The sequence below is a fragment of the Pseudoalteromonas sp. SWXJZ94C genome (genome assembly GCF_015864385.1).
Classification (GTDB): domain Bacteria; phylum Pseudomonadota; class Gammaproteobacteria; order Enterobacterales; family Alteromonadaceae; genus Pseudoalteromonas.
Genome location: NZ_JADYXF010000040.1, coordinates 1 through 25,210, shown reverse-complemented (window position 1 = coordinate 25,210; position 25,210 = coordinate 1). Strand labels below are relative to the sequence as shown.

Here is a 25,210-nt window from a genome sequence, read left to right as displayed (position 1 = left end):
GCAATTGATATAAAAGAAAAATAAAATATGGCATGTAACTCGCATTAATATATTTGAGCAAATTTGATAAACCAAGGAGAAAACAATGTTACGCTGGACAATCACATTTTTAGTTATTGCTTTAATCGCTGCAGTGTTAGGTTTTGGTGGCATCGCAGGTGCCGCAGCTGGTATAGCAAAAATTATATTTTTTATCTTTATAGTACTTTTAGTGATCTCATTAGTTTCAGGTGCACTACGTGGTAAATCACCCAGGTAGATAAAGCATTCAACTAACAAACACTGAAATTTAATAAACACTTACAAGGAATCACATTATGAATTCAACAACTGTAAAAGCAGCACTAATCGGTCTATTCGCAAGTTTTTTCATCATGGGTTGTGAAGACAACCATGCAGAAGATGCAGGTGAGCGTATTGATGAAGCAGTAACAGACGTGCAAAATAAAGTAGAAGACACGTGTGAAAATGTTAAAGAAGGCGTAAACGCTGAAGAAACTAACTGTTAATTCTTCTGGTATCGCTAAAAAAACGGCTTTCGGGCCGTTTTTTTGTGCCTGTAATAAAATCACTGACTATAAAGCTGCTCATTTAGAGATTAGCTTGTTAAAATAAAAAAAACGATACCTAAAGTAAGGCAATATGGCATTTACAACAACCTACACACTTGATAAACCCTACTTTTACGAGTGCTTTGATGAGTCACTCCCTTACAGTAAGCGCGCAAAACCTAAGTACTTTTTACTTGTACTCCTCGTCGCGCTTGGTTTATTTGGCATTTATGGTTTAAACGATCATTACTTAGGATCTTTTATGATCATGCTGGGTGTACTTGAGTGCGTCGCTTTTTACTATCGCAGACCTTGGTGGGTAACTAGGCAAATGCTTAGCAGAGCATCTGGCTCTGAGGTAACACTTACTTTTGATGAAGACGGTATTAAGTCTGCTAATCATTACAAAAGCTTTCAATTAACATGGCAAGACATAAGCGAAGTAATAAATACGCAGCAAGGTATTATTATTAAAAATAAAAGTGGTATGCAGTACATTTCAAAAAAAATACTTAGTCCAGAAACACTCGCTTTTATAAACAAAAAAACCACTCAATGAGTGGTTTTTTGATATAACTCAGTAAATTACTCAGTTATTTATACTTGTTGATTAAGCATTGCCCGGATTAGGGTTAGACTTTTCAGCTTGTATACGCATGTAAATCTCTTCACGATGCACTGATACGTCTTTTGGTGCATTAACACCGATTCGAACTTGATTTCCTTTTACGCCTAAAACAGTAACGGTTACTTCGTCACCAATCATTAGGGTTTCACCTACTCGTCGAGTTAGTATTAGCATTCTATTGCTCCAATGTTCTAGTAAAAATTATAAGATTCCGCTAAACATTTTAATGAAAATTAGACTGAAAAGTAAGTAAAAACTCCCAAACTATCTATTTTCTGTTAAAAATGCCTTATGTAATGCACGAACTGCCAACTCTAGGTACTTTTCGTCTATCAAAACTGAAATTTTAATCTCTGAAGTAGAAACCAAAACTACGTTAATATTTTCTTGCGCTAATGCATCAAAAAATAAACTAGCGACACCAGAATGCGATTTCATACCCATACCAACGGCAGACACTTTTGCCACCGTTGTTGATCCACTAACATGTTGAGCACTTAACTGAGCTTTTTGCTCAGTTACTAAGTCAAGCGCTTGCAGATAATCGTTCAGGTGCACAGTGAAAGCATAGTCTATTTTTTCAAAGTTATGATTAACTTGATTAATCATATCTATTTCGATGCCATTTTCGGCAAAAAGTTTCAAAATTTTTGCAATATATTGTGTACCACTTGGCACACCTTTTACTTCAATTAAACATTCATCACGATTAAATGCAATTCCTGATACTACATTGCTTGGCATATCGCTTTCCTCAAAACTTATTAACGTGCCATCGTCAGGACTAAAACTAGAAAGTACCCTAAGTGGCATATTATGCTTTCCTGCAGCTTCTACTGAACGAATATGCAAAACTTTTGCCCCTAAACTTGCCAGCTCTAACATTTCAGCAAATGTAACCTGGCTTAATCGTCTTGCATTAGGTTCAACACGAGGGTCTGTAGTATATACGCCGTCAACGTCTGTGTAGATCTGGCACTCGTCAGCTTTTATAGCTGCTGCAATTTCTACAGCCGATGTATCAGTACCACCGCGTCCAAGCGTTGTAATGTTACCTTCTACATCACGCCCCTGAAACCCTGCAATAATAGCAATGCGATTATGTTCGAGTTCATGCTTTAAACGTGTTGCGGCAACATCTTCTATGCGGGCTTTACCAAACATGTTGTCGGTAAGAATATTTACTTGATCGGCTAATAAGCTCACAGCAGAGTGCCCACGTTTAATAATAGCCATAGCCAATAGAGAAATAGAAACCTGTTCTCCGGTGCTAATTAGTACATCTAGTTCACGGTTACTCGGGCGAGTATCGATTTGCTTGGCGAGATTAATTAAGCGGTTGGTTTCTCCCGACATAGCCGAAAGCACTACAACCACTTGATGTCCTTGTTGTCTGGTTTTAACAACAAGGTCGGCGACTGCTTCAATTCGCTCTATTGAGCCAACCGAAGTGCCACCGAACTTTTGAACAATGAGTGCCACTTAAACTTAAGTACGCTCAGTTAACCAAGCTGTTACGCTATCTAGTGCAGCAACAAGGTTTTGTGGCTCACTACCACCAGCTTGTGCCATATCTGGACGACCGCCACCTTTACCACCTACTTGACCTGCCATATGGTTAACTAACTCACCGGCTTTTACTTTGCCTGTTAAGTCTTTAGTTACACCGGCAATTAGGCTTACTTTGTCGCCACTGGCAACACCCAGTGCAATAACACCTGAGCCAATTTTGTTTTTAAGGTCGTCAACCATACCGCGAAGCGCTTTAGATTCAGTACCTTCAACGTTTGCTACAAGTAGCTTAACGCCGTTAATTTCTACTACTGAGTCAAGTAAAGACGCACCCGCTGCACTTGCTAACTTATCGTTAAGTTGCGCAATTTGCTTTTCAAGACCTTTAGACTTTTCAAGTAACGCAGTTACTTTTTCAAGTACCGATGCGCTATCGCCTTTAACTAAAGCAGCTACATCATGTAATTGTTGCTCTTGCTCGCTAACATAAGCAACTGCATCTGCGCCTGTTACGGCTTCAATACGGCGAACGCCAGCGGCAATACCGCTTTCAGATACAATTTTGAATAAACCAATATCGCCTGCGCGCTCAACGTGAGTACCACCACAAAGCTCAATAGAGTAGTCGCCAATGGTTACTACACGTACTTCGTCATCGTACTTTTCGCCAAACAACGCCATAGCACCTTTCGCTTTAGCATCATCAATAGCCATAAGCTCAGTATTAAGTGCAAAGTTACGACGAATTTCGTCATTAACTACACGCTCAATTTCACGTAATTCATCTTTTGTAACCGCTTCAAAATGCGAAAAGTCAAAACGTAAACGATCAGGTTGAACAAGTGAGCCTTTTTGACCTACATGGTCGCCCAATAACTGGCGTAATGCTTCGTGTAAAATATGCGTAGCTGTGTGGTTTTTCTTAATACTATCGCGGCGCGTATCATCAATAGTTGCGTCAACTTTATCGTTAACACCAATACGACCTTGTACAGTACCGTGGTGAGCAAAAGCATTACCAAGCTTAGTTGTATTAGTAACATTAAATTCGCCACCAGCAACCGTAATAGTACCAGTATCACCCGTTTGACCACCTGATTCAGCGTAAAACGGTGTGCGGTCTAGTACTACAATACCTTGTTGACTATCTTCTAATAATTGTACAGCTTCGCCACCAGCAAAAATTTCAATAACGGTCGCGCTGTAATGTGTGCTGTCGTAACCTTTAAAGTCAGTGTGTTTATCAGATTTTAATTGGTCATTGTAATCAGCGCCAAATTTACCTGCTTGCTGCGCTGTTTTACGTTGTACAGCCATACACTCTTCAAAGCCTTGATGATCAATCGTCATCTGGCGCTCACGCGCAACATCGGCCGTTAAATCAGCTGGGAAACCGTACGTATCATAAAGTTTAAATACTAAGTCGCCCGGTATAATATCGCCTTTAAGGTCACTTAAGCTTTCTTCTAAAATAGCTAAGCCACGTTCAAGTGTTTTACCAAACTGTTCTTCTTCAATGCGTAATACTTTTTCGATAATTTCTTGTTGCTTAGCAAGCTCTGGGTACGCTTGACCCATTTGCTCAATTAGCGCAGCAACTAATTTATAGAAAAACGAACCTTGCGCACCTAACTTATTACCGTGGCGTACAGCACGACGAATAATACGGCGTAATACATAACCACGCCCTTCGTTAGATGGCATAACACCGTCTGAGATTAAAAACGCACACGAACGAATATGATCCGCCACTACGCGTAGCGACTTGTCGTCCATGTCTTGTGCATTTGTAACACTTGCAGCAGCGGCAATTAAGCCTTGAAATAAATCGATTTCGTAGTTTGAGTGCACGCCCTGCAAAATAGCAGAAATACGCTCAAGACCCATGCCCGTATCAACAGACTGCTTAGGTAATGGTTCCATTGTACCGTCGCTTTGACGGTTGTATTGCATAAATACAAGGTTCCAAATTTCGATAAAACGGTCGCCATCTTCTTCAGGTGAACCAGGTGGTCCACCCCAAATATGCTCGCCATGGTCATAAAATATTTCAGAGCAAGGACCACACGGACCAGTATCGCCCATAGACCAAAAGTTATCTGAAGTCGCAATACGAATAATACGATCCTCTGGTAAGCCAATTTCGTTAGCCCAGTAACCAAACGCTTCTTCGTCATCGTGATAAATAGTTACTAAAAGTTTTTCTTTAGGTAGGCTTACTACCTCAGTTAAAAACTCCCATGCAAACTTAATCGCGTCTTGCTTAAAGTAATCACCAAAGCTGAAGTTACCCAACATTTCAAAAAATGTATGGTGGCGAGCAGTGTAGCCTACGTTTTCTAAATCGTTATGCTTACCGCCAGCACGTACACAGCGCTGCGAGCTTGTCGCACGTGTATAAGGGCGGCTTTCTGCGCCTAAAAATACATCTTTAAATTGCACCATGCCGGCGTTATTAAATAACAACGTGGCATCGTTACCCGGAATAAGCGAGCTAGAAGGTACTATTTGATGTTGTTTACTGGCAAAAAAGTCTAAAAACTGTTGCCTAATTTGTGCGGTAGTCATGTGCTGCATTTGAAAGTCTCACCTGTATTTACTGTGCTTGCATTGCAAAATTAATTTCATCGTAGCTAAAACCCCGATACATTAAGTAGCGCACGCGCTTAGCTTTATCTTTGTAATCGAGATCTGCCGGTGTATTCGAATATTTTTTATTGTACGCATCCTGCGCAAGCTCAAACCAATCTACTTCAAGCTCTTCAACTACTATTCCTAGTAGCGAACGGTCAATCCCTTTGCCCATAGCCTCGCTTTGTATTCGCTTAAGCCCGTGACATTTAAATATGTGCTTTCTTACAAAGCCTTCACAGTAACGTTGCTCATTAATAAAATTGTGTTTTTCACACCAATCAAGCAAGTTTTCAATAAACTCTTCTGTGGCTTCTTTTTGCTGTAATTTAAGCGTTAACTCACGACGCGAATATTCTTGGCGCCCTAGTAACCAAAGTACATAGTTTTTTAGTTTTTGCTTTAATTTATCATCCATTAAGCGTCAAAACGTCCGCTTTCTTCACTGCTAAGAGGCTTAACATTACTATCGTCACTTGGTGGCACAACAGGCATAAAAATGGCTTGATAAGATACAAAAAAGCTAATGTAGCAAATCGGCATTAAAATCAACAGTGGTAAGAACGATAAGAACATCGAAAGCGACATAAATATTGCGCAAATAACACAGTAAACGCTCAGTGGTAAAATATTATAATAAAACACCATAAATGAGTCTTTAAGCGCATTTAATATACGTTTCTCTTTATTAAAATAAACAAGAGGAACCGCATAAGCAAACGCCGTAAAGTAAATCGACATTGCCATTAAAAATAAAATTACGTTAGCACCCGAAATACTCTCAACCATTTGCTCAAGGGCTACATTAGGGTCAACATTTGGTTGAGTCATAATAGCCACTGCATCGGCAAATAAGCCATTGGCGAGTAACGCCATTAAAATACCCGCACCCATTTGATACAAAGCTAAGCGTAACAGCCCTAATCTATTTCCCTTTGCCGTAAACGGCTTGAGAATATCAGCAAGCATAATTTTTCCGCCTTGCTGCTTTGTAAGCACCGCCTGATAAAACCCTGCGGTTAAAAATGGTGTCGCAAGAGCCGCAACCACTTGTAGCAGCGGTAAAAATAACGACAGTAGTCCTACAATGCCAATAAACAAGTGCATAAAAATAAAGGTTGCTGGCTGAGTTTTAAAAATAAGCCACCCTGCTTTAAACCACTTTAGTCCGGCATCGGCTTTAAAAACGCGTAATTGTGTAGACATACTAACTCTTAATTTATAACGAAACACGCCAAGTATAACTTGGCGCTGAGTGGGATCACAGGGTTGGAGTATTAATATTAAGGTTTTTTAATCTTTTTAATATCTAACATGTGTGCACCATGCTTAATTTTGGTTTCTAAATACGCTTTATTACCCGCAACGCCCGCTTTAATGTGCGCATGAGTGCCCACAACTGAGTTAACCGTAATACCGGCATCTCTTAGTGCGTTGAGCTTTTTAGGATTATTGGTCATTAGTTTAACGTGGTTTAAATTTAGCGCATTAAGCATTAATACCGCATCCGAAAAATCACGCAAATCATCAGCAAAGCCTAAATGATTATTAGCCTCGTAAGTATTCATCCCTTGCGATTGCAATACATAAGCGTCTATTTTATTGTACAAACCAATGCCGCGACCTTCTTGGCGCAAATACAACAAAACACCGCCTTGCTCGTGCATCATTTCAATACATTCATTTAGCTGCTCGCCGCAATCACAACGCGATGAGTAAAACACATCACCTGTTAAACACTCTGAATGCATACGAATAAGTGGAACATCCTGTTCTGTATCGGCGTTGTTAAACACCATAGCAACATGTTCTTTGCCATCTTTTAAATCACTAAACGAGATTATTTCTGCAGGAATATCACTATTTTTGCCAACATTAAGCTGGACTCTTGCTCTTACTTGCGCCACGACAAATCCAAATATTTAAGTAACTACGACACGTCAATAAAGTGATAATATCACAAAATAGGATTAATACACCGTAGTACAACACTGTTTATGCCAAATATATGGCGACGGCAGCCCCTATTTTCAATGCTTATAACGAATAAATAAGTCTATAAAAGCAGCTTTATACTCACTTTTATTTACCCAATTTAATGACAAAATCAATGCTATTTGCTAATGTACCTAAAAGTATAATTATAAATAATAGGGATCATTATGAAACGCAAACAACTCGCCTTAATTGTAGGTATGAGCTTATCTATTCTCAGTACTACAACATTTGCAAGCCAATCAACCGACTCTCAAGCTATTTTTTCACAGGCATACCAAGATTATTTAGCTGCAGTAAAAGCAAACGAAAACGTAAAACAAGCAGCTAAACTTGCTTATACAACAGGCTTAGATAATTACGAAAAAGACTCCGATAACATCGCAAGCCTTGCTATTAACTATGCAAAGTCTATTGATGCAATCAGTGATAACTACGATCAACGCTACGCTCTTTACAAACAAGCATACGATATTTTAGTTAAAAACAATGGTAAAAAATCAGTAGAAACAATTGATGCAATATTTGGCATGGCAAATAACACTCAATCAGCCCGAACAGCCCATAATCATTTAAAACAGGTGATTGAAATAGCCCTTGAGCAAGACAAGCCAAAATTTGTTGCAGATATGAAATTTGAAGCTGCATCGTTACTGACTCAAAAATTTGTAAGCAAAAAGTACCGCCAAGCTAAAAGCTACTTGGAAGAAGCCGACGAGTATTATCAAAAAAACTTACCAGAAAACTCACTGGATCGCATAAAAGCAGATTTTTTAATGGCTTCATTTGCACAAGGTCGTAAAAAGTACGACGAAGCAATTAGCCGATTAAACCGCGTTGTTAGTGTGTTTGATAACAATTTTGATTTTGATCATAGCGCTGAACTAAGTGCACATTCTAAGCTTATAGAACTTTACGAAAAACAAGGTAAAAGCGAAGAAGCAACAAAGCACTGCCTAGCTATAGCTAAAATGATGCCGTGGAAAGAATCGCAAGAGCAAACACCACTCTATCGTGTTAATCCTAGATACCCAGTGCAAAAAGCCAGGTTTAGTACCGATGGTAGCGTTGTTATGGAGTTTGAGGTAGACGCAGCTGGCTTTGTAAAAAACCCAAAAGTACTTAGCTCTGAAGGCGGCAGCGCATTTGAAAAGTCAGCCAAAGCAGCGCTTGAGCAATGGCGTTACGCGCCAAAGTTTGAAAATGGCAAACCCGTTAGCGCTATTTCTCAGGTAAAACTCGACTTTAAAATTAACCGCCACTAAAAGCGGCTCATTAAAAAAGGCGCTTTATGCGCCTTTTTTAATACCAACTAATACAAATCCTACGTAGTTAAAATTCATAACTTACGCTAATACCGCCATCGGCTCTTTTTTCGTTGCTGTCGCTTGCTTTACCATAGCCCACATCTAGCTCTAATCTAAAACCAGCGCTGTTCAATCCATTAAAGCTATAGCTGTAAGTAAGCCCTATGCCGTTTGTTGTTTCTTCATCAAAAATACCGCCAATTACACAACCTAGCGTATTAGCAAAGTCAGTTGCTACATCATTTGTTAAACTTTCACACTTTTGGTCTGTATCTCTTGCGCCAATAGCACCCACAAGCGCGCCAAAAGCATGCTTTTTATTATCGCTAACTGCTTGTTCAAAACCCGCAGAAAATCCATCATCAAGACCTAGTTTATAGTTAGCATACCAGCGTTGTGTGTCGTCGTTAGCCGATAAAGACACTTCAGGAATAACCAAATAAGGATAGCCACCCCCAATCGAAAAACTAACCTCGTTGGCAGCACTAGAGTAAGAAGCAATAGATAAAGTGAGTAGTAATATTTTTGTTTTCATTAAGTTCCCTTTGAGTAAGCATAAAATGTACTCACTTTAGGAACTTGATACAATACGAAAAAAGCCTAGTTATATTTTAAACTAGCCGTTATTGGTGATTAAATTTTTGACAGAATTTTATCACTCGCCGCTTCAATTAAATTGAGTACATTTTCAAAGCCGTCATCTCCGCCGTAATAAGGGTCAGGAATTGCACTAACGTTTTGTTCGCCAAACCCTAAAAACAACGCTAATTTATACTGTAAATGCGCTGGGCAACGCTCTTTTAAATCAGTTAAGTTTTGCTTATCGGCGGCTAAAATCAAATCAAATTCAGTAAAGTCGCTGGTGCGTACTTTGCGCGAATAAATACCTTTAAAACTATAACCACGTTTTTCGCCAGCAGCCATTGAGCGACTATCAGGCGCTTTACCTTCGTGGTAACCAATAGTCCCTGCCGAATCGACTTTAACGTTAACGCCTAGCTTTTTAGCTCGGGCTTTTAATACCGCCTCTGCCGTAGGCGAGCGGCAAATGTTACCTAAACAAACTATGAGTACTTTTTTCATTAAGGCTCCTCTAACTAATTTAAAAACCTAAGCTTTAAAACTGTTTTAAAATACTTGCGTCGTAATCTTCAACGTTAAGCGTTACGTTATGCTGCGCTGCAACAGATTCAAGCTCAGCTTGTTTAATGGCTAAATCGTCCATAGTGATTAGATTGTCGTCTAGTTGCCACAATAACCGAGAGCCCGCGTAGCTATAATGAATCGCTAATAACGCATCGGCATTACCTTCACGACCAGCGGCTTTTAACTTAGCCATTTTACGAGTTATTTTATTAAGTGCTTTTTTAAGCTCCCACACATAAACAACTTCAGTCATAAACGTATGAGTACGGTATTTATGAAGTAACCATGCAAGCCCAACGCTAGTAATAGCAACACCTATTAAGTTCCAATGAAAATGGCTACCACTTTCATCAGGAAATAAAGCAATCAACGTTTGCGATATAGCCAAGCTGCCTACAGCCAAACCTACACCACAACCTGCAATAACACGGTTTAAATGTTTACGGTAACGTGCTTTATTTATTTCAATGAGTTGCATAACAGCCTAAAAATTTGAGTTTTAATATTTTCGAATGGCTATTGTAACTAAACCCCGCATTTTTTATAAAACTATTTCACCCCTTTTTGATTTGCCACCCGTTATAGCTTTGAAAACACCTTAATGAGTTAATTTGGAGCGGCTTATGCACACACTTGAAGTACCTAACAATTCAGTATTTATTAAAACATCGACCGCTGTTATTGGCGGCGCCGCAATGACCTTTGCTGCTTTTGCGTTTATGCAGTATTTAATCAGTGGCGAGCAGCGTGCACCGGTTAAACCTGTCGGCGATATTATAGTAGAGATTTTTCAGGCGCCTAAGGATTCAAAGCTAAGGCATATACAAAAAATACAGCCGCCACCGCCAATGCCTAAAGTGCCGCCTAAAGCACCACCACTCGATTCATCGCCCGATCCTGTTCTAGCAATTAGCGACTTTACGCCGGTTACAATTGACGATTTTGATGGCGACATTAACAACACCATTAATCGCCCAACGGGAGATGCAACACCCATTGTGCGCATAAACCCTAAATACCCAACTACAGCCGCGCGCGATGGTATTGAAGGTTGGGTGCAACTAAGTTTTAGTATTTCGCCAACGGGGGAAGTAATCGACCCAGTGGTCATTAACGCCGAGCCAAAACGTACCTTTGACCGCGAAGCAATAAGAGCCATTAAACGCTGGAAATATCGCCCCAAAGTAATTGAAGGTGTGGCACAATTACAAACAGGTCAAACCGTACAGCTCGATTTTAAATTAGATAACTCTATTTAACGGACTAAACGCCTATGCTACTAAGTATTAAGTCATGGTTATTTGAAACGCCAAGCAAGGACTGCATGGCAAGTTACGCAAAAAGTGGCGACAATCGTTACTTAGAGCAGCTTATTGCCCTCTACAGTAACGACTTATACCACTACCTTGTTACTCAATCTAATACGCATTTAGCATACGACGTAAGCCAACAAACATGGCTAAAAGTAATCGAAAAACGCCACCTTTACCAAGCGCAAACCACGCCAAAAGCGTGGTTATTTAAACTTGCCCGCAACACACTCATTGACGAATACCGCAGGCAACAACGCTTTGTAGAGTTTGACGAAAACACGCACTTACCAGCACAAAATGACAAAAGCGAAAACGACTTAAATAGTGGTGGCTTAACTAGTGGAGACTCGCATATAGATAACTTAAATATAGGCAGCTCAAACATAAGTTATGAAGCATTCAACATCGCGCTAAAACAACTTAGCTTTGTACAGCGCGAAGCCATTACTTTGCAACAAGAAGGCTTTTCGCTCGCCGACATAGAACTCATAACGCAAAGCAATACCGAAACCATTAAAACAAGGCTGCGTTATGCCAAGCAAAACCTTAAACGTTTATTAGGAGCAAACAATGAACAAGCCTGATGAGCCGTTTGATCAAAAGCTCACACAACACTACAAAGAGCGAAAAGAGCGCACAACACTTACAAGCGTTCAGCAAAAAGTGCTACTTAAAAAGGCCACGCGCACAAAGCCTAAAAAGCTAGGCTTTACGCTACAACTAACTAGCCTAGCCTGCGCGCTTGGTGTGTTCGCCTTTATTGTGCTTAATAATAACGACGTAATAAATATAGAGCCTAAAACAGTGCTTAACACAGAGCTTAACACCATAGACATTCACGACTATTCGTTTATAAAAACACACGAAATAAATCAAGCAGGCAGCTACGCAAGCGCTATTACAGAGCAAAAACACGCGCTTGATAGTCAATTAGCTAACGATTTACACCGCCACCAACAGCGCCACATAGAATACGGCACACTCGTAAAGGTAGATAACGACTGGTACATAGCCAGCTGTAATGATGAAGTGCTAGTGCAAATTAAGCATTCGCTGTTGAGTGATTTAAAGGGTAAACACGCGGTTGAAAGTAATATAAATACCGGTGATATGCTCGCTATGGCGCATAACGGCAAAGGGCAGATTATTGCACTTAAACATGCGGGTGCTGGGGTGAGGCAGTGTGGGGCTTAGGTGGTTTGGCTCAGTTAAGGTTGGTGGTAATTTAGATAAAAATTACCACCGGAAAAGCATCTTAGGTACGTGATTTATAATCGACTATTGTATATATTATTCTCTAACAGCCAAAATCATATCAATTCACTTTCGTTTCCTAGCTACATATGCTTTTGAAATTATTGCACTGAAAGCCACAACACCATTCACTCCAAGCTCTGAGTTGGCTATTTCAAGAAGTGAGCTCCCAATAGTAGTAGGATCAAATTGATCTCTAATTATCTTTGTTGTTAACTTATCTATATCAATACTTGTTGCGAATACATTATCTTCCAATTCTAAATTTTGTTGTACAAGAGCTCTTTCATCAATCAGACTTTTAGAATTGTGAATATTTACTTGAGGTTCCAAGAATTCTTCTGCGACCTTTTTGAACTCTCCATTATATCTTCTTTTTATTAAAAAAGACTGCCCCAACTTTGACTCAAACCACTCATAGCAATAGCTTTTATTTGTAGATATAAAAACCTCTGTAGAAATACTTTTTACCTCTCCAAACGGAAATAATACTAATCTATCATTTGCTTTTCCAAGGAAATCAAGCTGAGAAGATGGACTCTTCCACTCCAGCTTTTCAGGGTATTTAAAGCTATTAGCTGCTTCACGATTAGAGATTGAATGAAGTCTCTTTGATTCTTGAATAATATAGTCTTGATCTTGAACGCGCTCATCTGGGCATATGTCGGTTTGAGCTCCCATAATCGCACCTGCCATTGTCGCAATTGAGTCTGTATCTGTTAAAAGTTCATTTGAGATAGTTTTTATCAAGTCAATCTCGCTGGTTTCCTCTAGTAACAAACAAGCTACAGATGCAGCCAAAGACGTCAATGTTCCAGAGCCTCTAGTCTCTACATCAAACAAGTTGAGCAGAGTTGCCAAGCTTTTATAAGTTTTTTCTTCATCTTTGTACCACTCTTCAGCTTTATCTATCAGAGCTTCAAGCTCTTTATATACTTCTTCGTAATCATCAACTAATGAACTTTGAGAAGAATTTTCATAATGTGAAGCCCAAATAGTATTTAAATTAATATCTGACTCAATTATTCTGGGAACTTCATTAGTCCACTGATTAAACGTTCTCAAATATTCTAGACTTGGAATTTTCTTATAGAAAAGAGTGTAAGATAAACTCAGAGCGTGAAATACTGAACCAATAATTGCTCTTGGGTGACCATGTGTTGTAAGACTATTTCTAATGACATCTGGTAAAAACAACTCTGGCTCATCTAGCTTAACAGCGCTCCAAACATGAGGCTGAATTCTCATAGCAGCACCGTTGCCACCACTCTGTAAGTAACTGACGTTATCTGAATTATAAAAATTACTATACCAAGCTACATTAGCTTTAGATAATGAACTTGCAGCTAATTTTGAGCCTCTGCCAGCACCTAACGCGTAAGATTGCCATACAGGAAGTTCAATCTTAGAAAAAGAATGAATAGAAAAGTGACCATTACCCATAATAGCTCTAGATGTAGCCAGACGGAGCTGAGTATCATCTGAGTAAGATCCTTTTGGCAACTTAATTGTAGTTCCGAATTTACCACCAACCCGTCTTTTCCAATCAACTAAGCTCTCTATAGTTTGCTGACCAGTGCGTGACTTTAGAATTTTAGCGTCAGCTAATTCTGTAATGAACCCTAGTGCATCACCATATGCAGCCCATAAGGCTGAGTTTATTATTTGATTTTCGAGTATCTTTTTCATTTAGATATACTCCTTAATTACTGAAATTTATCAAGTGCTACTTCCACATCAAAACATTTGTCCAGCCCAGCTAATATAGCTTTAACGGAGTGCTTATGTTCTTCATTTTTAACATATATTTTAGATAAATGTTCAATAGAGCATTCATTTGGATAAAGTACTTCGGCTTGCTCACAGGTTGTCCACGAGGGTAAATGACTTTGATCACGAGCAATAGTTTGTTGAAATCTTCCTTCGATTACATCTGAGAACATATTTTCAAAACCGCTCATCCCTTCTTTTCTTATATTGGAAGGGTATATATTATTTGTTGTAGTAAAATATACACCCAAATGATCTAGCACTTCAGTTGAAAAAGCTATAATAACCCAAAATATCTCATCAGATTGCCTTCGGTATTGAGAATATGAAAAAAAAGTGCTGTTCACCTTTGTAAGAGAAAAATTTATATAATTGAGCCAATTTAGATCGCGCTCTTTTCTTTTTTCCGAATTTTGTTTAAATATAAACTCTAGAGTATCTTCTTTTTGTAGTCTCGCGTTAGGTAATATTTTTTCAGAATGTAAAATACCTACTAATCCTTCATTAGTTGTAAAATGAATGACCTCATTTATTCCCCTTTCCCTAGCTGCTTTTTCAATGAACATAACTATGCCCCTCATAAGTTCCTTTATCAAAAAGCTTCATAAATAGAGGCTCTCTGTCTGAAGAATAGCTAACAATAACATCTTCTTTCGCACGAGTAATTCCCATGGCTATTAAACGAATAGTAGACGAGTAATTTGTATTATCATGATCATTTTCATCAATATTAAAATGCTTATCTTCAAGACCTACTAGAAAAACATAATCAAATTCTAGTCCTTTAGCTGAATGGATAGTAGATAATGCAACATTTGTGTCAGATTTAGGCCAGTCATTTGTTCTAGAAATTTCAATAAATTGAATACCAGCATTCAACAATCTACTCTTTACATAATCAAACCATCCACCACCCTTTGGATGTAAAAAACCGACTGAATAACACTCTAGGTCTATATTACTTTTAATATAGGCAATTATGTAGTCCATTTGTTGTGAGAAGCTCCCCTGCACAATTTTAGGTTTACAACCAACCTTATTTATTGTTTTTACATCTGAGAGTGTTGCATCATCATCAAAAAGTATTCCTGAATTTTCTATAAATTTATTTGCAAAGTCAGCTATTTGTGCGGTATTTCTGTAGTTTCTCTCAAGCCTATATGAAGTTAGATTACTTATACCAACATCTTTCCAAGTAAAGCCCCTTTTATATATTTTCTGTGCACTATCTAAAATAATCACAGTAAATGAATTGGGACTTAACTGCTTAATAATTGATCTTAATTGGTTAGCTGAGAAGTCTTGGGCTTCATCTATAATAGCTATATCAATACTTTCCATAGCGTAATGACTACCTCTTTCGGCTAAATCATCCCAATCTAAGAGCAACATATTTTTTTTATATTCGATATACGGATAGATCACCTCATCTAATATTTTTCGCCTTAATATGCTATCAACTCTTGGAGAGTTACCACGGCCAGTTCGCTCCATTGTCATATAACTTTCCAAATTATTATGAGGTAACCTACCTAAAACATATTCAACCTCATCAATTAAAAAATCATTTTCAAGATTTATATTCCTCCCCCACTCCCTAATATAAGCTTTCTTATTTTCTTGATGTATCAATTTCTGAGGGCTCAATAACCTATCTTGTAGATACCTACTTAAAGTAGTGACTTCAATATTCAATTCACTTACTTGAGACCCCTTAACTATGGAAGTTTCATTTACTAACTTTGAAATGTAGGATTTCAACGTCCGATTAAATGAAAACACTTTGACATTAATTGCAGGTGACCCACTTGTCTCTCTATAGATATCTAGCAAATAACCAATTGCTGTGCGCAACATTAAAATTGCAGTTGTTGTTTTACCACTCCCAGCAGCCCCTCTTATAACTCGAACCCCAGGTGTTGGTATTGTAATTAATTTTAGTTGCTCTGGTGTTGGTCTTACTTGCTGTAAATCTTTCATTTTTAATAATCCTCCTTATATAAGTGACTAAACTTCCTACTTAGACTAAACAATGCTCCTGACTTTTTGGATAGGAGCCTACAGTTGAGCATGCTTTTGACTATTCGAACGATTGTAATTTATTGAGCAATTATACTCATTACCAAATAGCATCGACTTCAAGAAATCACGATACAACAAACGCTTGAACAAGACTTTTGTGCTACATTTAATTTTTCGATCTAACGCCCGACGCGCCAGCAAGCTGCTTGCTTGCAACAAACACTACATATAACTAGCTTTGGTGTGCTCATTGTATTAGAGATCCGTTGGGTTTCGTGTCACTCAACCCAACCTACGTACGCTATAAACGTGAGCCTAGCGCTAAATAAATCATTGTTAATGATTACTGCTTTAAAAGTCGTTTTTCTGGGTTTTTTAAGTACTTTAAGCCAATGGTAACTATGCGTGTATGTACCATTGTTATAACGCGTATTTGGACATTACCAATAACAACAATATCGCCTTTACTAACTTCTCCTGAAAGCTTTTGGTTGATCACTTCTTCCAAGCTTATCTCTTCTGGGGCGTCTATGTGCATGTGGTAAGAGTAAAATATATCGCCTACTAACGTTACCCCTTTCACTTTAAGTTCGTTGTGCGCTAAGTGGCTATCTTGATGGTTTGTTTTATCGGTTGCTGTAAAAACTAAATCAACAAAAGGTCTGTTATCTGGTTTTAAAACAACAAATAAATGATCGTTTGCTTTTAACTTAGTTGAACCTCGTGGCGGTATGATTGACGGACCCCGTGTGATCATAGCAACAACCACACTCTCAGGAAGTGCCGCATGTGACAAACTGCGCCCAGAAACCCGAGAAACGTCACTTAAGGTGTATTCTACAATTTCTATATCAATATCGTTTAGGGCTGTGATTTCGAGTGTTGCAGCTGCTAAATCGGGTGGTGGCTCTACTAAGTTTAATTTGTTAGCCATCCAAGGCATTGTTGAACCCTGTAACGTTGCTGAAATTAATACCACGAAAAAAACAACATTAAAAATAAGCTCAGCCCCTGAAAGGCCAAATAGTAATGGGAATATAGCTAAAATAATGGGTACTGAGCCCCTAAGACCAACCCAAGATACAAACAGGGTTTCGCGATTATTAAAGCCAAACAGTTTTAAAATAGGCGCTACCGCTAATGGGCGTGCAACAAAAATGAGCGCCAGTGCAATAAGCAATCCTTCTAGCCATACATCAACCAACGATGACGGGTTAATAAGGAGTCCTAATACAACAAACATGGTTATTTGCCCAAGCCATGCTAAGCCGTCATGAAAAAGAAAAATACCGCGTTTATATACAAATTTGCTGTTACCTAAAATAACACCCGTTATAAATACAGCTAAAAATCCACTACCGCCGAGCGTTGCAGAAAGGCCAAAAGAAAGCAGTCCAAATGCGGTTACCATCACTAAATACAAACCCGATGCATTTAGTTTAATTCGATTAATAAACCAAACCGATACCTTACCAATTAAAAGGCCACAAATAGCGCCAACACCCATTTGTTGAGCAAATAACTGTAGTAAATCCAGCCCTATTGGCATGTCGTTAACGAGCATTTCGAGCAATCCAACCGTTAGAAAAATAGCCATTGGATCGTTCGAGGCACTTTCTATTTCAAGCGTAGATTTAAGCTTTTTATTTAAGTGAATACCCGCACTTCGTAAAAGTGCAAACACTGCGGCGGCATCTGTAGAGCCGACAATAGCGCCCAGTAAAACACCTTGCAATATAGGCAGATCTAAAATATAAGTGGCCACAAGGCCTGTAATTACAGCGGTAAATAACACCCCGACGGTTGCTAAAGCAGACGCGGGTTTCCACACTTGTTTAATTGAACTGGTAGGCGTTTGTAAGCCGCCATCAAATAGAATAATGGCAAGCGCGAGGGTACCCAAAGCATGTGCGGCCTCTGCGTTATCAAATGAAATACCTGCAATACCATCTTCACCTGCAAGCATGCCTACAAGTAAAAATAGTACCAACACTGGTAAGCCAACGCGTGCAGATAACTTGCTCGAGATAACCCCCAGTAAAATTAAAACAGCACTAACGAGAATGATATTATCAATTACAAACATAGTGTGGGTTTACAGCCTTATATGAGTTAAAAAGTAAGAATTGTCAGCTATTAAAAACTTAAAGCGCTTGCTATACAATAACCTAAAAAATATAAATACGGGTATTTAAGTCTATATTTAAATGGTTTAGATAAAAAAGAGAGTGTTGCTGGACTTAATATTACTTAGCTCGATTCAGCTTAGCTTTATTTATTTTTAAAACAAAAAACCTGCAATTAAGCAGGCTTTTCAATAACAGTAAGCTAAAGGGGTAACGTACTTTAGCGCATCATACGCGTTCTTTTAAAACGCTGCTTACAGTCTAATTTTATGAAAGTCCATGCTCAATATCTCTAAAGGTCCATTGACCATTAGGATCTGCTATATCAATTAACTCACACGCTTTTTTATTCCAAGCGGCTAAGCAAGTAGTGTAGTTTACTAGTTGATGATAGGCTTTGTCTGGTGCGTCAGGGCGGATTCTCGACATAGCGAAACTTGAATAAGTAGCACCACTTCCAATCCAACCAACAATTGTTGAAGCAGGAACAATAAAACCAACCGTTGTTGTTACTAGCCCTAATATAGTTGCGGCTTTTTCAACGACATTTCCTGTTTTCATTATATCGCCGCTTATTACTGGATGTAATAAAGCGAGTAAATTAACAGCTTGTGGTTGATTAGAAGCAATTGCAACATCGTTTGAAGTTTTTGAAGTGTTTGTAGGAGCTGCTCTTCCTCGCATTGCAGGAAGTAAGCTGTTAAAAGATTTTTGGCTATTATTACTTGTAGAAAATTTAACTGATTCAGTACTCAAACCACCCGCTTTAACACGCTTTTGATCTCTTGGTGTTATATTTGATTTATAAGTTCTTTGTAATCGACGATAAACAGCTGCGCTACATTGTGTCATTTGTATTGCTAAAGCAGCTTGATCTTTAAAGGCTTTACCAATTGCACGTTCAGAAAGTTGCATTAATTGAGATTTTTTCTTAAGTGCGTGTTGCCCGATAATTATATCCACTAAAATATCCTTATTAATCATTTTATGGTCAAAATTATATCATGTTGGTCAATAATATTAATATCTAAAAACAAATATTTGGATTGTTTTTTATTCAACTTGTATAAATTGATATTAAATACTAAACAATTTTACAAACGTAATATTCTTCAAAGTATTACTGATATTTAGAGTGGAAGATTTTAACGCATTAAAAAGCCTGCATAGTTGCAGGCTTTTAGGTAATTATTATTGCTCGTTTATTAAAGCATTACTTCTATAGTACGCTCTTACAAAACAATTATGCTTGTAACTAAGTAAGCTACAAACGTAAGACCACCGCCAAATAAGGCATACGGTAGCTGCGTTTTAACGTGGGTGAGTAAATCACACCCCGATGCAATAGCCGATACTGCGCTGGTGTCGGATATAGGCGAGCAGTGATCGCCAAATATACCACCACCCAAAATAGCACCAACAACAAGTGATGGCGGTAAACCTAACGCTTGAATAAGTGGCACACCAATTGGGATTAATATAGCAAACGTACCCCACGATGTACCTGTAGTAAACGACATAACCGCACCAGTTAAAAACAGCACCGGTACGATTAAGTAAATAGGTAAGTAGTCGCCAACAAGTGACGCTACAAATACGCCAGTGCCAAGCTCTTTAAGGCTTGCGCCAAGTGTAAGCGAAAGCAGTACAATGGCGACTAGCGGCATTAATTCGCCCATACCTTTAAAACCGGTATCAACTAATTGATGGTGCGTAAATTTACGTGAGCCAATCATTAAAAAGTAAGCTACAACAATGGCTAAAACCGTTGCGTACAATACTGATTTAGAACCGCTGCCCTGGGCAAGTACACCATTACCGGTGTAATACATAAAACCAACCATGCTGGTAATTAGCGTAATAAGCGGGATTAACATGTAACGCGCTTTAGAGGCTTTTATTTCATCTTTTAAGTCGGTTGTTTGAAGCTCTAGTTTTTCTTCGGCTTCTTTCATTGGGCCGTGCACTTTATCAAACGCGATTGTGTAAAAAACAATGGCAAGGGTAATTATGGCGTAAAAGTTATACCCTACGCTGCCCCACAATACCGATACAGCCGACTCACCTAGCTCGTAGTTACCTAACAAACCAAGTACAAATGCGCCCCAGCCATTAAGTAGTATTAAAATACACACTGGCGCACTGGTGCTGTCAATAATGTAAGCTAGACGCGCTCGGCTCATTTTAAATTTGTCGAATAAGCCACGCGATAAAATACCGGAGGTAAGTACGCTCAGGTTAGATTCTATAAACACTGCAATGCCGGTAAACATGGTTAAAAAGCCTACTTGGCGCTTACTTTTTGCAATGCCTTTATTCATTAGCATATTAACAGTTGCTGCAACGCCGCCAGATTCGCGAATATAGGCAAGCAGTGCACCAATTAAAATACTAAATATTAATATGCGTGTATTACCTGGCGAGCTTGCAACCGAAATAATACGTTCAATGGTATTTAAAAAAGTGTCAAACAAGCTATTACCTTCGCCCTGAAAGGCGAGTAAAAACTCAGAAGAAGCAACAGCAACAAGTAGCGCCATAATTACTTCTTTTCGCCAAAACACGATAGCAATCGCTATCAACGGCGGTAAAATAGAATACCAATGCATAAAAAGTTAACCTTAATTATCAGCGAGTGATACTCGCTTTGTACGCGCTTTAACGCTTATTTGTTAAGCCTAACAACATAAACCGGCTTAGTTTTATAGACCGCTTAGCTTAATGGATTGCCTTACTCAAGTCACCTGTAAATAAATCACTTAAGGTGGCACAGTTAGCACGTTTTAACCTATACGATAGCTTATTGATTTAGTAACGCCTCATAAATAAGCGACACCACCGATCCGTACTGTGCGGTTTCGAATTTTTTACCTGTAAATTCGTAACGTTTTAGCGAACCTTTAATTGCGCTATGGCGAGCATTAGTAAGTAAAACAATAGCCAAGTCGTAAGCGGGGTCGATTACAGTTACTGTCCCCGTCCAACCGGTGTGCCCGTATGCTTGTGCGCTTGCATAAGGACCAAAGTGCCAACGCCTCGCTTGGTTGTTACCAGCAAGCCTAAAGCCAAGCCCATAGGTTTCATCGCTGCTTTGAGGCGTTAAAAATTGTGCTAAGGCACTGGCACTAAATAATTGTTGGTCGCCGTAGCCACCGCTATTTAATAATAGCTGACAAAGCACGGCTAAGTCGTGGGCATTACTAAATAATCCCGCATGCCCTGCTACGCCATCAAGTGAGTAGTAGGCGCGCTCGTCATGTACTTGCCCTTGTAAAACACCGGTGCGAATATTATCAAACTTAATGCGCCCGTCTCGCGTGTTACCGCTAAGCTCGGTGGCTGCAAATTGATTACGCTTAAAGCCTTTTTTAAGTGGATTAAATAACGTGTTAGTTAGTTTTAATGGCGCATAAACTTGCTGCTCTAGGTATTCGTCAAGAGGCTGCCCTGTAATGCGCTCAATCAGCACGCCTAAAATCATGTAATCAATATCTGAATAAACATGCTGCCCAGATGATTTACTACTAAAAGGTACGCTGGTAAGTAATAGCTGTTTGGTGATTTTGCTATTTTGCGAATAAAACGCATCACCATAACGACCATCTTTGCGATGAAAGTCAAATACTGGTGGGTATCCGGCGCTGTGAGTGAGTAAATCTTTTATTGTACGCTCAGTTCGCCCTTCACCTTTATATTCGCTTAGGTAGCTTTGCACGGGTTTATTAATATTCAATAACCCTTCGCTTACTAATTTCATAAGTGCAAAGTTGGTTGCAAATATTTTGGTGTTTGAGGCAAGATCGAACAAGGTATTAGTTTGCATTGGCTCTGGCCGAAGTAACATTAAATCACTTTGCTGATATTGTTTTGCATCGCCATAGGCGGTTAATTTTATTAGTTCACCATTTTTAACAACAGCCAGTACAGCCCCAGGAAAACCCGCTTTTACATCACGCTCAATAAGTGCATCTACTTCACTAAAATCAACAGGCTTAACAGGCTGACTATTTAAAGTAGGGAATGCAAAACGCAGCGTTAAACTTGCGCCTTCAGGAATTATATTTTCAACCTTAAATGTATTAACACCATTGTGAGTGCTTTTTGCCAAGCTGTAATTATACAAAGTATTTGCGCTCAGTTGGCTAACGTCGAGCTTTTGATTATTAATATAAATATCGGCGCTTTGTGCGTTGTGGTTTTGTATTAATAATTGACCGCGTCCTTTGTAAGCTTTAAACGTTCCTCGGTTATTTACATAAAACCGGCTACTTGGATTTACCTCAGGAAACGTAACGACCACTTGTGCGTTAGGCGGCTCTAAAAGTTGGCTTTTTGTAAGCAGTGGCAGCGAGCCAATAGGTTCCGGTGGTGTACTACAACCCACTACAATAAAACTCAAAGCCGCTATAAATGCTTTTTTTATATAATCAATACTTTGTGGTTTTAAAGCAATAAACATGGGCAGCCCTTATTTATATAGCAAGTAAGGCGCTCTTTGCGCTTTAAATTGCGAAAGCCCCGCCTGCCAGCTTTGTTTTATTTGCGCTTCTGATTGTCCTGCTTCAATAGCTAAGCGTAGTTTATTAGTACCCGCTAGTTTATCCATAAAGTCAGCACGCTCAAAAAATGAGATGTTATTTTTACTAAGCTCCGTGTACGCATTTATTAAGTAAGTTAAATTTAGACCTGTGATGTTTACTTGTCTTAAATCGAGCCCTTGCACGGTTTGGTTTTTAAATTTAGGGTTTAAAGCAGCGCCTTTAATTGCACGCGGCGTAAAATTGAAATTACCTAATGCAACTGGCGAATAGCCAATTACTTGAAACGCAAAGTCGGTACCTCTGCCAATACTGATAGGCGTTGCCTCAAAAAAGCAAAGCGATGGGTAAAGTGCAATGGCTTGATCGTTAGGTAAATTAGGGCTGGGTTTTACAGGCAAGCTGTATGTACTTTTGCGAGTGTAATGATCAACAGGGATCACCGTTAATTTTAAATCTGGCGCTTTATTGATCCAGCCCTCGCCCTTGATCATTTTGGCAAGTTCGCCAACGGTCATGCCGTGTAACACAGGAATTGGGTGCATGCCTACAAACGATTTAAATTCTGGCTCTAATATTGGCCCATCAACGTAGGCAATATTTGGATTGGGTCTGTCGAGTACTAAAAATTCTATCCCCTGCTCTGCTGCGGCTTCCATCATGTAGTGCATAGAGCTTATATAGGTATAAAAGCGCACTCCCACATCTTGAATATCAAAAATAATGACATCAACATCAGCTAAAGCAGCTTGGCTTGGTTTTTTATTTTTACCGTAAATAGAAATAAGCGGAATACCGGTTTTGCTATCAACGGCATTTTTTACATGAGCGCCTGCATCGTGATCGCCTCTAAAGCCATGCTCAGGTGCAAAAATTTTAGTTATATTTATGTTTTTAGTCAGCAGAGCATCTACTAAGTGAGTTTGCCCTACTGTTGATGTTTGATTAACTACCAGCCCTACGCGTTTATTTTTTAACTGCGGTAAATATTTAGCATATTGCTGCGCACCTACAACAAGTGAGTTATTAGCCTCGTTGGCTTGGGCACTGGAAATAAAAATAGCGCTAATAATAAAAAAAAACGTAATAAATAGGGTTTTAAACATACTGTAATATCCTTTTAAACAAGACGTTTAAAGTAACATAGGTAATATTAAAGAGCAGCTTTAGAAAGGGGTTAAGTGGGCTTGAGTAGATATAGTGATTAGAAGCTGGCGCTTCTCACGCGAGCAAGCTCAGCGTCTACAACGGATGAATAAGCTCGAAGTTTAAATTAAAGATTAGAGCTGGTTTTACTTGTAGGCGTACAGCTTGCTGACGCGACGAGCAACGCTCGTAAATAAAGTATCAGTTATATCGGTCGTAAGTAATTAGAAGCTAGCGCTTCTCACGCGAGCAAGCACAGCGTCTAAAACGAATGAATAAGCTCGGAGTTTGGATTTAAATATTAGAGCTGGTTTTACTTGTAGGCGTGCAGCTTGCTGACGCGACGAGCAACGCTCGTAAATAAAGTATCAGTTATATCGGTGGTAAGTAATTAGAAGCTGACGCTTCTCACGCGAGCAAGCACAGCGTCTAAAACGAATGAATAAGCTCGGAGTTTGGATTTAAATATTAGAGCTGGTTTTACTTGTAGGCGTACAGCTTGCTGACGCGACGAGCAACGATCGCAAATAAAGTATCAGTTATATCGGTGGTAAGCGCTCCTCACGCGAGCAAGCTCAGCGTCTACAACGAATGAATAAGCTCGGAGTTTAAATTAAAGATTAGAGCTGGTTTTACTTGTAGGCGTATAGCTTGCTGACGCGACGAGCAACGCTCGTAAATAAAGTATCAGTTATATCGGTGGTAAGTGATTAGAAGCTCGCGCTTCTCACGCAAGCAAGCTCAGCGTCTTGTATCTCTCGTTGATAAATGATTAGCTATCATTTATCACATCGAAGTCAGTGAGCTTGCCTCTGCGTCTAGTATTTAATACTGCTCGGTAGATAAAGCCCTGACTTTCTATTCTCAGAAACTGAATGGTATCCAAGCACACTTTTATTTAAGTAGATGCTGTATGTACAAGGGGAGTAAGTAGAGATGATGTTTATCGGCATTGATATTAGTAAAGAGAAGATTGATTTATCGTGGTTGAGAGACCAGCTTACAAATAAAATTAAAACAAAAGTCTTTAAAAACAAGCGCCAAGACTTTGTAACAATAGAAAAATGGCTTTTAAATACAACTAAAAGTGCTGCTAGTGAGCTCGTTATCACCCTCGAACCAACGGGTGTTTATCATGAAGCACTGATGGATTTTTTACACGAGCAAGGCTTTAATATTATTTTAGCGAATCCAGGTAAAGCTAAAAAGTATGCAGACGCTTTAAACATAATTCACAAAACAGACAAATCTGATGCAACGATGCTTGCTCA

Annotated in this window: 25 protein-coding genes; 8 read left to right on the top strand and 17 right to left on the bottom strand. The window is 39.0% G+C overall.

The window, feature by feature from the left end; all coding sequences use genetic code 11:
• Positions 1–85: 85 nt before the first annotated feature.
• From I6F65_RS16280 to I6F65_RS16270, 3 genes are all read left to right on the top strand, one after another.
• Complete coding sequence (locus I6F65_RS16280) at positions 86–259, top strand: DUF1328 family protein (protein WP_006794345.1); 174 nt, start codon at positions 86–88, stop codon at positions 257–259.
• A 58-nt stretch (positions 260–317) separates the two neighbouring features.
• Positions 318–509, top strand: coding sequence for a hypothetical protein (locus I6F65_RS16275; RefSeq protein ID WP_024612200.1), 192 nt, complete (start codon positions 318–320; stop codon positions 507–509).
• 133 nt (positions 510–642) lie between these two features.
• Positions 643–1,110 (top strand): YcxB family protein, encoded by a 468-nt coding sequence (locus I6F65_RS16270; RefSeq protein WP_197113941.1) that lies wholly within the window; start codon positions 643–645, stop codon positions 1,108–1,110.
• Positions 1,111–1,161: 51 nt separating this feature from the next.
• Here the strand turns inward: I6F65_RS16270 and csrA are convergent, their stop codons facing one another.
• The 6 genes from csrA to ribA all read right to left on the bottom strand — a co-directional run bounded on the left by csrA (position 1,162) and on the right by ribA (position 7,229).
• Positions 1,162–1,353: a carbon storage regulator CsrA gene (gene csrA / locus I6F65_RS16265; protein WP_004587515.1), complete on the bottom strand. Its 192-nt coding sequence runs from the start codon at positions 1,351–1,353 to the stop codon at positions 1,162–1,164.
• 90 nt (positions 1,354–1,443) lie between these two features.
• Positions 1,444–2,661 (bottom strand): aspartate kinase, encoded by a 1,218-nt coding sequence (locus tag I6F65_RS16260; protein WP_166108900.1) that lies wholly within the window; start codon positions 2,659–2,661, stop codon positions 1,444–1,446.
• 6 nt (positions 2,662–2,667) lie between these two features.
• Entirely contained in the window at positions 2,668–5,268 is a 2,601-nt protein-coding gene (gene alaS, locus I6F65_RS16255; RefSeq protein ID WP_197113939.1) for an alanine--tRNA ligase, read from the bottom strand.
• 19 nt (positions 5,269–5,287) lie between these two features.
• Positions 5,288–5,740, bottom strand: a complete 453-nt coding sequence (locus tag I6F65_RS16250; RefSeq protein ID WP_024612197.1) for a regulatory protein RecX — start codon at positions 5,738–5,740, stop codon at positions 5,288–5,290.
• Positions 5,740–6,528, bottom strand: a complete 789-nt coding sequence (locus tag I6F65_RS16245) for a BPSS1780 family membrane protein (protein ID WP_024612196.1) — start codon at positions 6,526–6,528, stop codon at positions 5,740–5,742. Before I6F65_RS16245 ends, I6F65_RS16250 begins: the two co-directional genes overlap by 1 nt.
• Positions 6,529–6,605: 77 nt before the next feature.
• Positions 6,606–7,229 (bottom strand): GTP cyclohydrolase II, encoded by a 624-nt coding sequence (ribA, locus tag I6F65_RS16240; protein WP_024612195.1) that lies wholly within the window; start codon positions 7,227–7,229, stop codon positions 6,606–6,608.
• 255 nt (positions 7,230–7,484) lie between these two features.
• On the opposite strand from ribA, the gene I6F65_RS16235 reads away from it, so the two are divergent.
• Complete coding sequence (locus tag I6F65_RS16235) at positions 7,485–8,582, top strand: TonB family protein (protein ID WP_024612194.1); 1,098 nt, start codon at positions 7,485–7,487, stop codon at positions 8,580–8,582.
• Positions 8,583–8,649: 67 nt separating this feature from the next.
• Here the strand turns inward: I6F65_RS16235 and I6F65_RS16230 are convergent, their stop codons facing one another.
• The 3 genes from I6F65_RS16230 to I6F65_RS16220 form a co-directional block, all read right to left on the bottom strand.
• Positions 8,650–9,159 carry a hypothetical protein gene (locus I6F65_RS16230; RefSeq protein WP_197113938.1) on the bottom strand — a complete coding sequence of 170 codons (510 nt, stop codon included), beginning with the start codon at positions 9,157–9,159 and terminating at the stop codon, positions 8,650–8,652.
• Positions 9,160–9,257: 98 nt separating this feature from the next.
• Positions 9,258–9,707 (bottom strand): low molecular weight protein-tyrosine-phosphatase, encoded by a 450-nt coding sequence (locus I6F65_RS16225; RefSeq protein ID WP_197113936.1) that lies wholly within the window; start codon positions 9,705–9,707, stop codon positions 9,258–9,260.
• 34 nt (positions 9,708–9,741) lie between these two features.
• Positions 9,742–10,248 (bottom strand): DUF3087 domain-containing protein, encoded by a 507-nt coding sequence (locus I6F65_RS16220; RefSeq protein WP_024612191.1) that lies wholly within the window; start codon positions 10,246–10,248, stop codon positions 9,742–9,744.
• Between the two features lie 145 nt (positions 10,249–10,393).
• Here I6F65_RS16220 and I6F65_RS16215 point away from each other — a divergent pair, with 145 nt between their 5' ends.
• Genes I6F65_RS16215 through I6F65_RS16205 form a run of 3 tightly spaced genes read left to right on the top strand, consistent with a single transcriptional unit; the run spans position 10,394 to position 12,277 of the window.
• The gene (locus I6F65_RS16215) at positions 10,394–11,029 is read left to right on the top strand and encodes an energy transducer TonB (RefSeq protein WP_197113934.1); all 636 of its coding nucleotides are present in this window, start codon (positions 10,394–10,396) and stop codon (positions 11,027–11,029) included.
• A gap of 14 nt (positions 11,030–11,043) precedes the next feature.
• Positions 11,044–11,667, top strand: coding sequence for a sigma-70 family RNA polymerase sigma factor (locus tag I6F65_RS16210; protein WP_166108893.1), 624 nt, complete (start codon positions 11,044–11,046; stop codon positions 11,665–11,667).
• Entirely contained in the window at positions 11,654–12,277 is a 624-nt protein-coding gene (locus I6F65_RS16205) for a hypothetical protein (protein WP_197113932.1), read from the top strand. The genes I6F65_RS16210 and I6F65_RS16205 overlap by 14 nt, the downstream gene beginning before the upstream one ends.
• Positions 12,278–12,403: 126 nt before the next feature.
• Here I6F65_RS16205 and I6F65_RS16200 read toward each other — a convergent pair whose 3' ends face one another.
• The 8 genes from I6F65_RS16200 to I6F65_RS16165 all read right to left on the bottom strand — a co-directional run bounded on the left by I6F65_RS16200 (position 12,404) and on the right by I6F65_RS16165 (position 23,899).
• Positions 12,404–14,026, bottom strand: a complete 1,623-nt coding sequence (locus I6F65_RS16200) for an ADP-ribosylglycohydrolase family protein (protein ID WP_197113930.1) — start codon at positions 14,024–14,026, stop codon at positions 12,404–12,406.
• 17 nt (positions 14,027–14,043) lie between these two features.
• Positions 14,044–14,673: a DarT ssDNA thymidine ADP-ribosyltransferase family protein gene (locus I6F65_RS16195; protein WP_197113928.1), complete on the bottom strand. Its 630-nt coding sequence runs from the start codon at positions 14,671–14,673 to the stop codon at positions 14,044–14,046.
• Positions 14,663–16,087 (bottom strand): 3'-5' exonuclease, encoded by a 1,425-nt coding sequence (locus tag I6F65_RS16190; RefSeq protein WP_197113926.1) that lies wholly within the window; start codon positions 16,085–16,087, stop codon positions 14,663–14,665. The genes I6F65_RS16195 and I6F65_RS16190 overlap by 11 nt, the downstream gene beginning before the upstream one ends.
• A 385-nt stretch (positions 16,088–16,472) precedes the next feature.
• The gene (locus tag I6F65_RS16185) at positions 16,473–18,215 is read right to left on the bottom strand and encodes a potassium/proton antiporter (RefSeq protein ID WP_197113924.1); all 1,743 of its coding nucleotides are present in this window, start codon (positions 18,213–18,215) and stop codon (positions 16,473–16,475) included.
• A 307-nt stretch (positions 18,216–18,522) separates the two neighbouring features.
• Positions 18,523–19,218 (bottom strand): hypothetical protein, encoded by a 696-nt coding sequence (locus I6F65_RS16180; RefSeq protein WP_197113922.1) that lies wholly within the window; start codon positions 19,216–19,218, stop codon positions 18,523–18,525.
• A gap of 269 nt (positions 19,219–19,487) precedes the next feature.
• On the bottom strand, positions 19,488–20,864 hold the full coding sequence (locus tag I6F65_RS16175; RefSeq protein ID WP_197113921.1) for a Na+/H+ antiporter NhaC family protein: 1,377 nt from the start codon (positions 20,862–20,864) through the stop codon (positions 19,488–19,490).
• Positions 20,865–21,055: 191 nt separating this feature from the next.
• Complete coding sequence (pbp4b, locus tag I6F65_RS16170) at positions 21,056–22,714, bottom strand: penicillin binding protein PBP4B (protein ID WP_197113918.1); 1,659 nt, start codon at positions 22,712–22,714, stop codon at positions 21,056–21,058.
• A gap of 9 nt (positions 22,715–22,723) precedes the next feature.
• A complete protein-coding gene (locus I6F65_RS16165; protein WP_197113916.1) occupies positions 22,724–23,899 on the bottom strand; it encodes an exo-beta-N-acetylmuramidase NamZ domain-containing protein in 1,176 nt (391 codons plus the stop codon).
• Positions 23,900–24,875: 976 nt separating this feature from the next.
• On the opposite strand from I6F65_RS16165, the gene I6F65_RS16160 reads away from it, so the two are divergent.
• A partial coding sequence (locus I6F65_RS16160) for a transposase (RefSeq protein WP_197113913.1) occupies positions 24,876–25,210 on the top strand: 335 nt, incomplete at its 3' end.

Excerpts from the sequence above, each read along its gene's own strand:
- I6F65_RS16280 (WP_006794345.1), top strand. The coding sequence starts at position 86 with ATGTTACGCTGGACAATCACATTTTTAGTTATTGCTTTAATCGCTGCA.
- I6F65_RS16275 (WP_024612200.1), top strand. The coding sequence starts at position 318 with ATGAATTCAACAACTGTAAAAGCAGCACTAATCGGTCTATTCGCAAGT.
- I6F65_RS16270 (WP_197113941.1), top strand. The coding sequence starts at position 643 with ATGGCATTTACAACAACCTACACACTTGATAAACCCTACTTTTACGAG.
- csrA (WP_004587515.1), bottom strand. The coding sequence starts at position 1,353 with ATGCTAATACTAACTCGACGAGTAGGTGAAACCCTAATGATTGGTGAC.
- alaS (WP_197113939.1), bottom strand. The coding sequence starts at position 5,268 with ATGCAGCACATGACTACCGCACAAATTAGGCAACAGTTTTTAGACTTT.
- I6F65_RS16250 (WP_024612197.1), bottom strand. The coding sequence starts at position 5,740 with ATGGATGATAAATTAAAGCAAAAACTAAAAAACTATGTACTTTGGTTA.
- I6F65_RS16245 (WP_024612196.1), bottom strand. The coding sequence starts at position 6,528 with ATGTCTACACAATTACGCGTTTTTAAAGCCGATGCCGGACTAAAGTGG.
- I6F65_RS16235 (WP_024612194.1), top strand. The coding sequence starts at position 7,485 with ATGAAACGCAAACAACTCGCCTTAATTGTAGGTATGAGCTTATCTATT.
- I6F65_RS16230 (WP_197113938.1), bottom strand. The coding sequence starts at position 9,159 with ATGAAAACAAAAATATTACTACTCACTTTATCTATTGCTTCTTACTCT.
- I6F65_RS16225 (WP_197113936.1), bottom strand. The coding sequence starts at position 9,707 with ATGAAAAAAGTACTCATAGTTTGTTTAGGTAACATTTGCCGCTCGCCT.
- I6F65_RS16220 (WP_024612191.1), bottom strand. The coding sequence starts at position 10,248 with ATGCAACTCATTGAAATAAATAAAGCACGTTACCGTAAACATTTAAAC.
- I6F65_RS16215 (WP_197113934.1), top strand. The coding sequence starts at position 10,394 with ATGCACACACTTGAAGTACCTAACAATTCAGTATTTATTAAAACATCG.
- I6F65_RS16210 (WP_166108893.1), top strand. The coding sequence starts at position 11,044 with ATGCTACTAAGTATTAAGTCATGGTTATTTGAAACGCCAAGCAAGGAC.
- I6F65_RS16205 (WP_197113932.1), top strand. The coding sequence starts at position 11,654 with ATGAACAAGCCTGATGAGCCGTTTGATCAAAAGCTCACACAACACTAC.
- I6F65_RS16200 (WP_197113930.1), bottom strand. The coding sequence starts at position 14,026 with ATGAAAAAGATACTCGAAAATCAAATAATAAACTCAGCCTTATGGGCT.
- I6F65_RS16195 (WP_197113928.1), bottom strand. The coding sequence starts at position 14,673 with ATGTTCATTGAAAAAGCAGCTAGGGAAAGGGGAATAAATGAGGTCATT.
- I6F65_RS16190 (WP_197113926.1), bottom strand. The coding sequence starts at position 16,087 with ATGAAAGATTTACAGCAAGTAAGACCAACACCAGAGCAACTAAAATTA.
- I6F65_RS16185 (WP_197113924.1), bottom strand. The coding sequence starts at position 18,215 with ATGTTTGTAATTGATAATATCATTCTCGTTAGTGCTGTTTTAATTTTA.
- I6F65_RS16175 (WP_197113921.1), bottom strand. The coding sequence starts at position 20,864 with ATGCATTGGTATTCTATTTTACCGCCGTTGATAGCGATTGCTATCGTG.
- pbp4b (WP_197113918.1), bottom strand. The coding sequence starts at position 22,714 with ATGTTTATTGCTTTAAAACCACAAAGTATTGATTATATAAAAAAAGCA.
- I6F65_RS16165 (WP_197113916.1), bottom strand. The coding sequence starts at position 23,899 with ATGTTTAAAACCCTATTTATTACGTTTTTTTTTATTATTAGCGCTATT.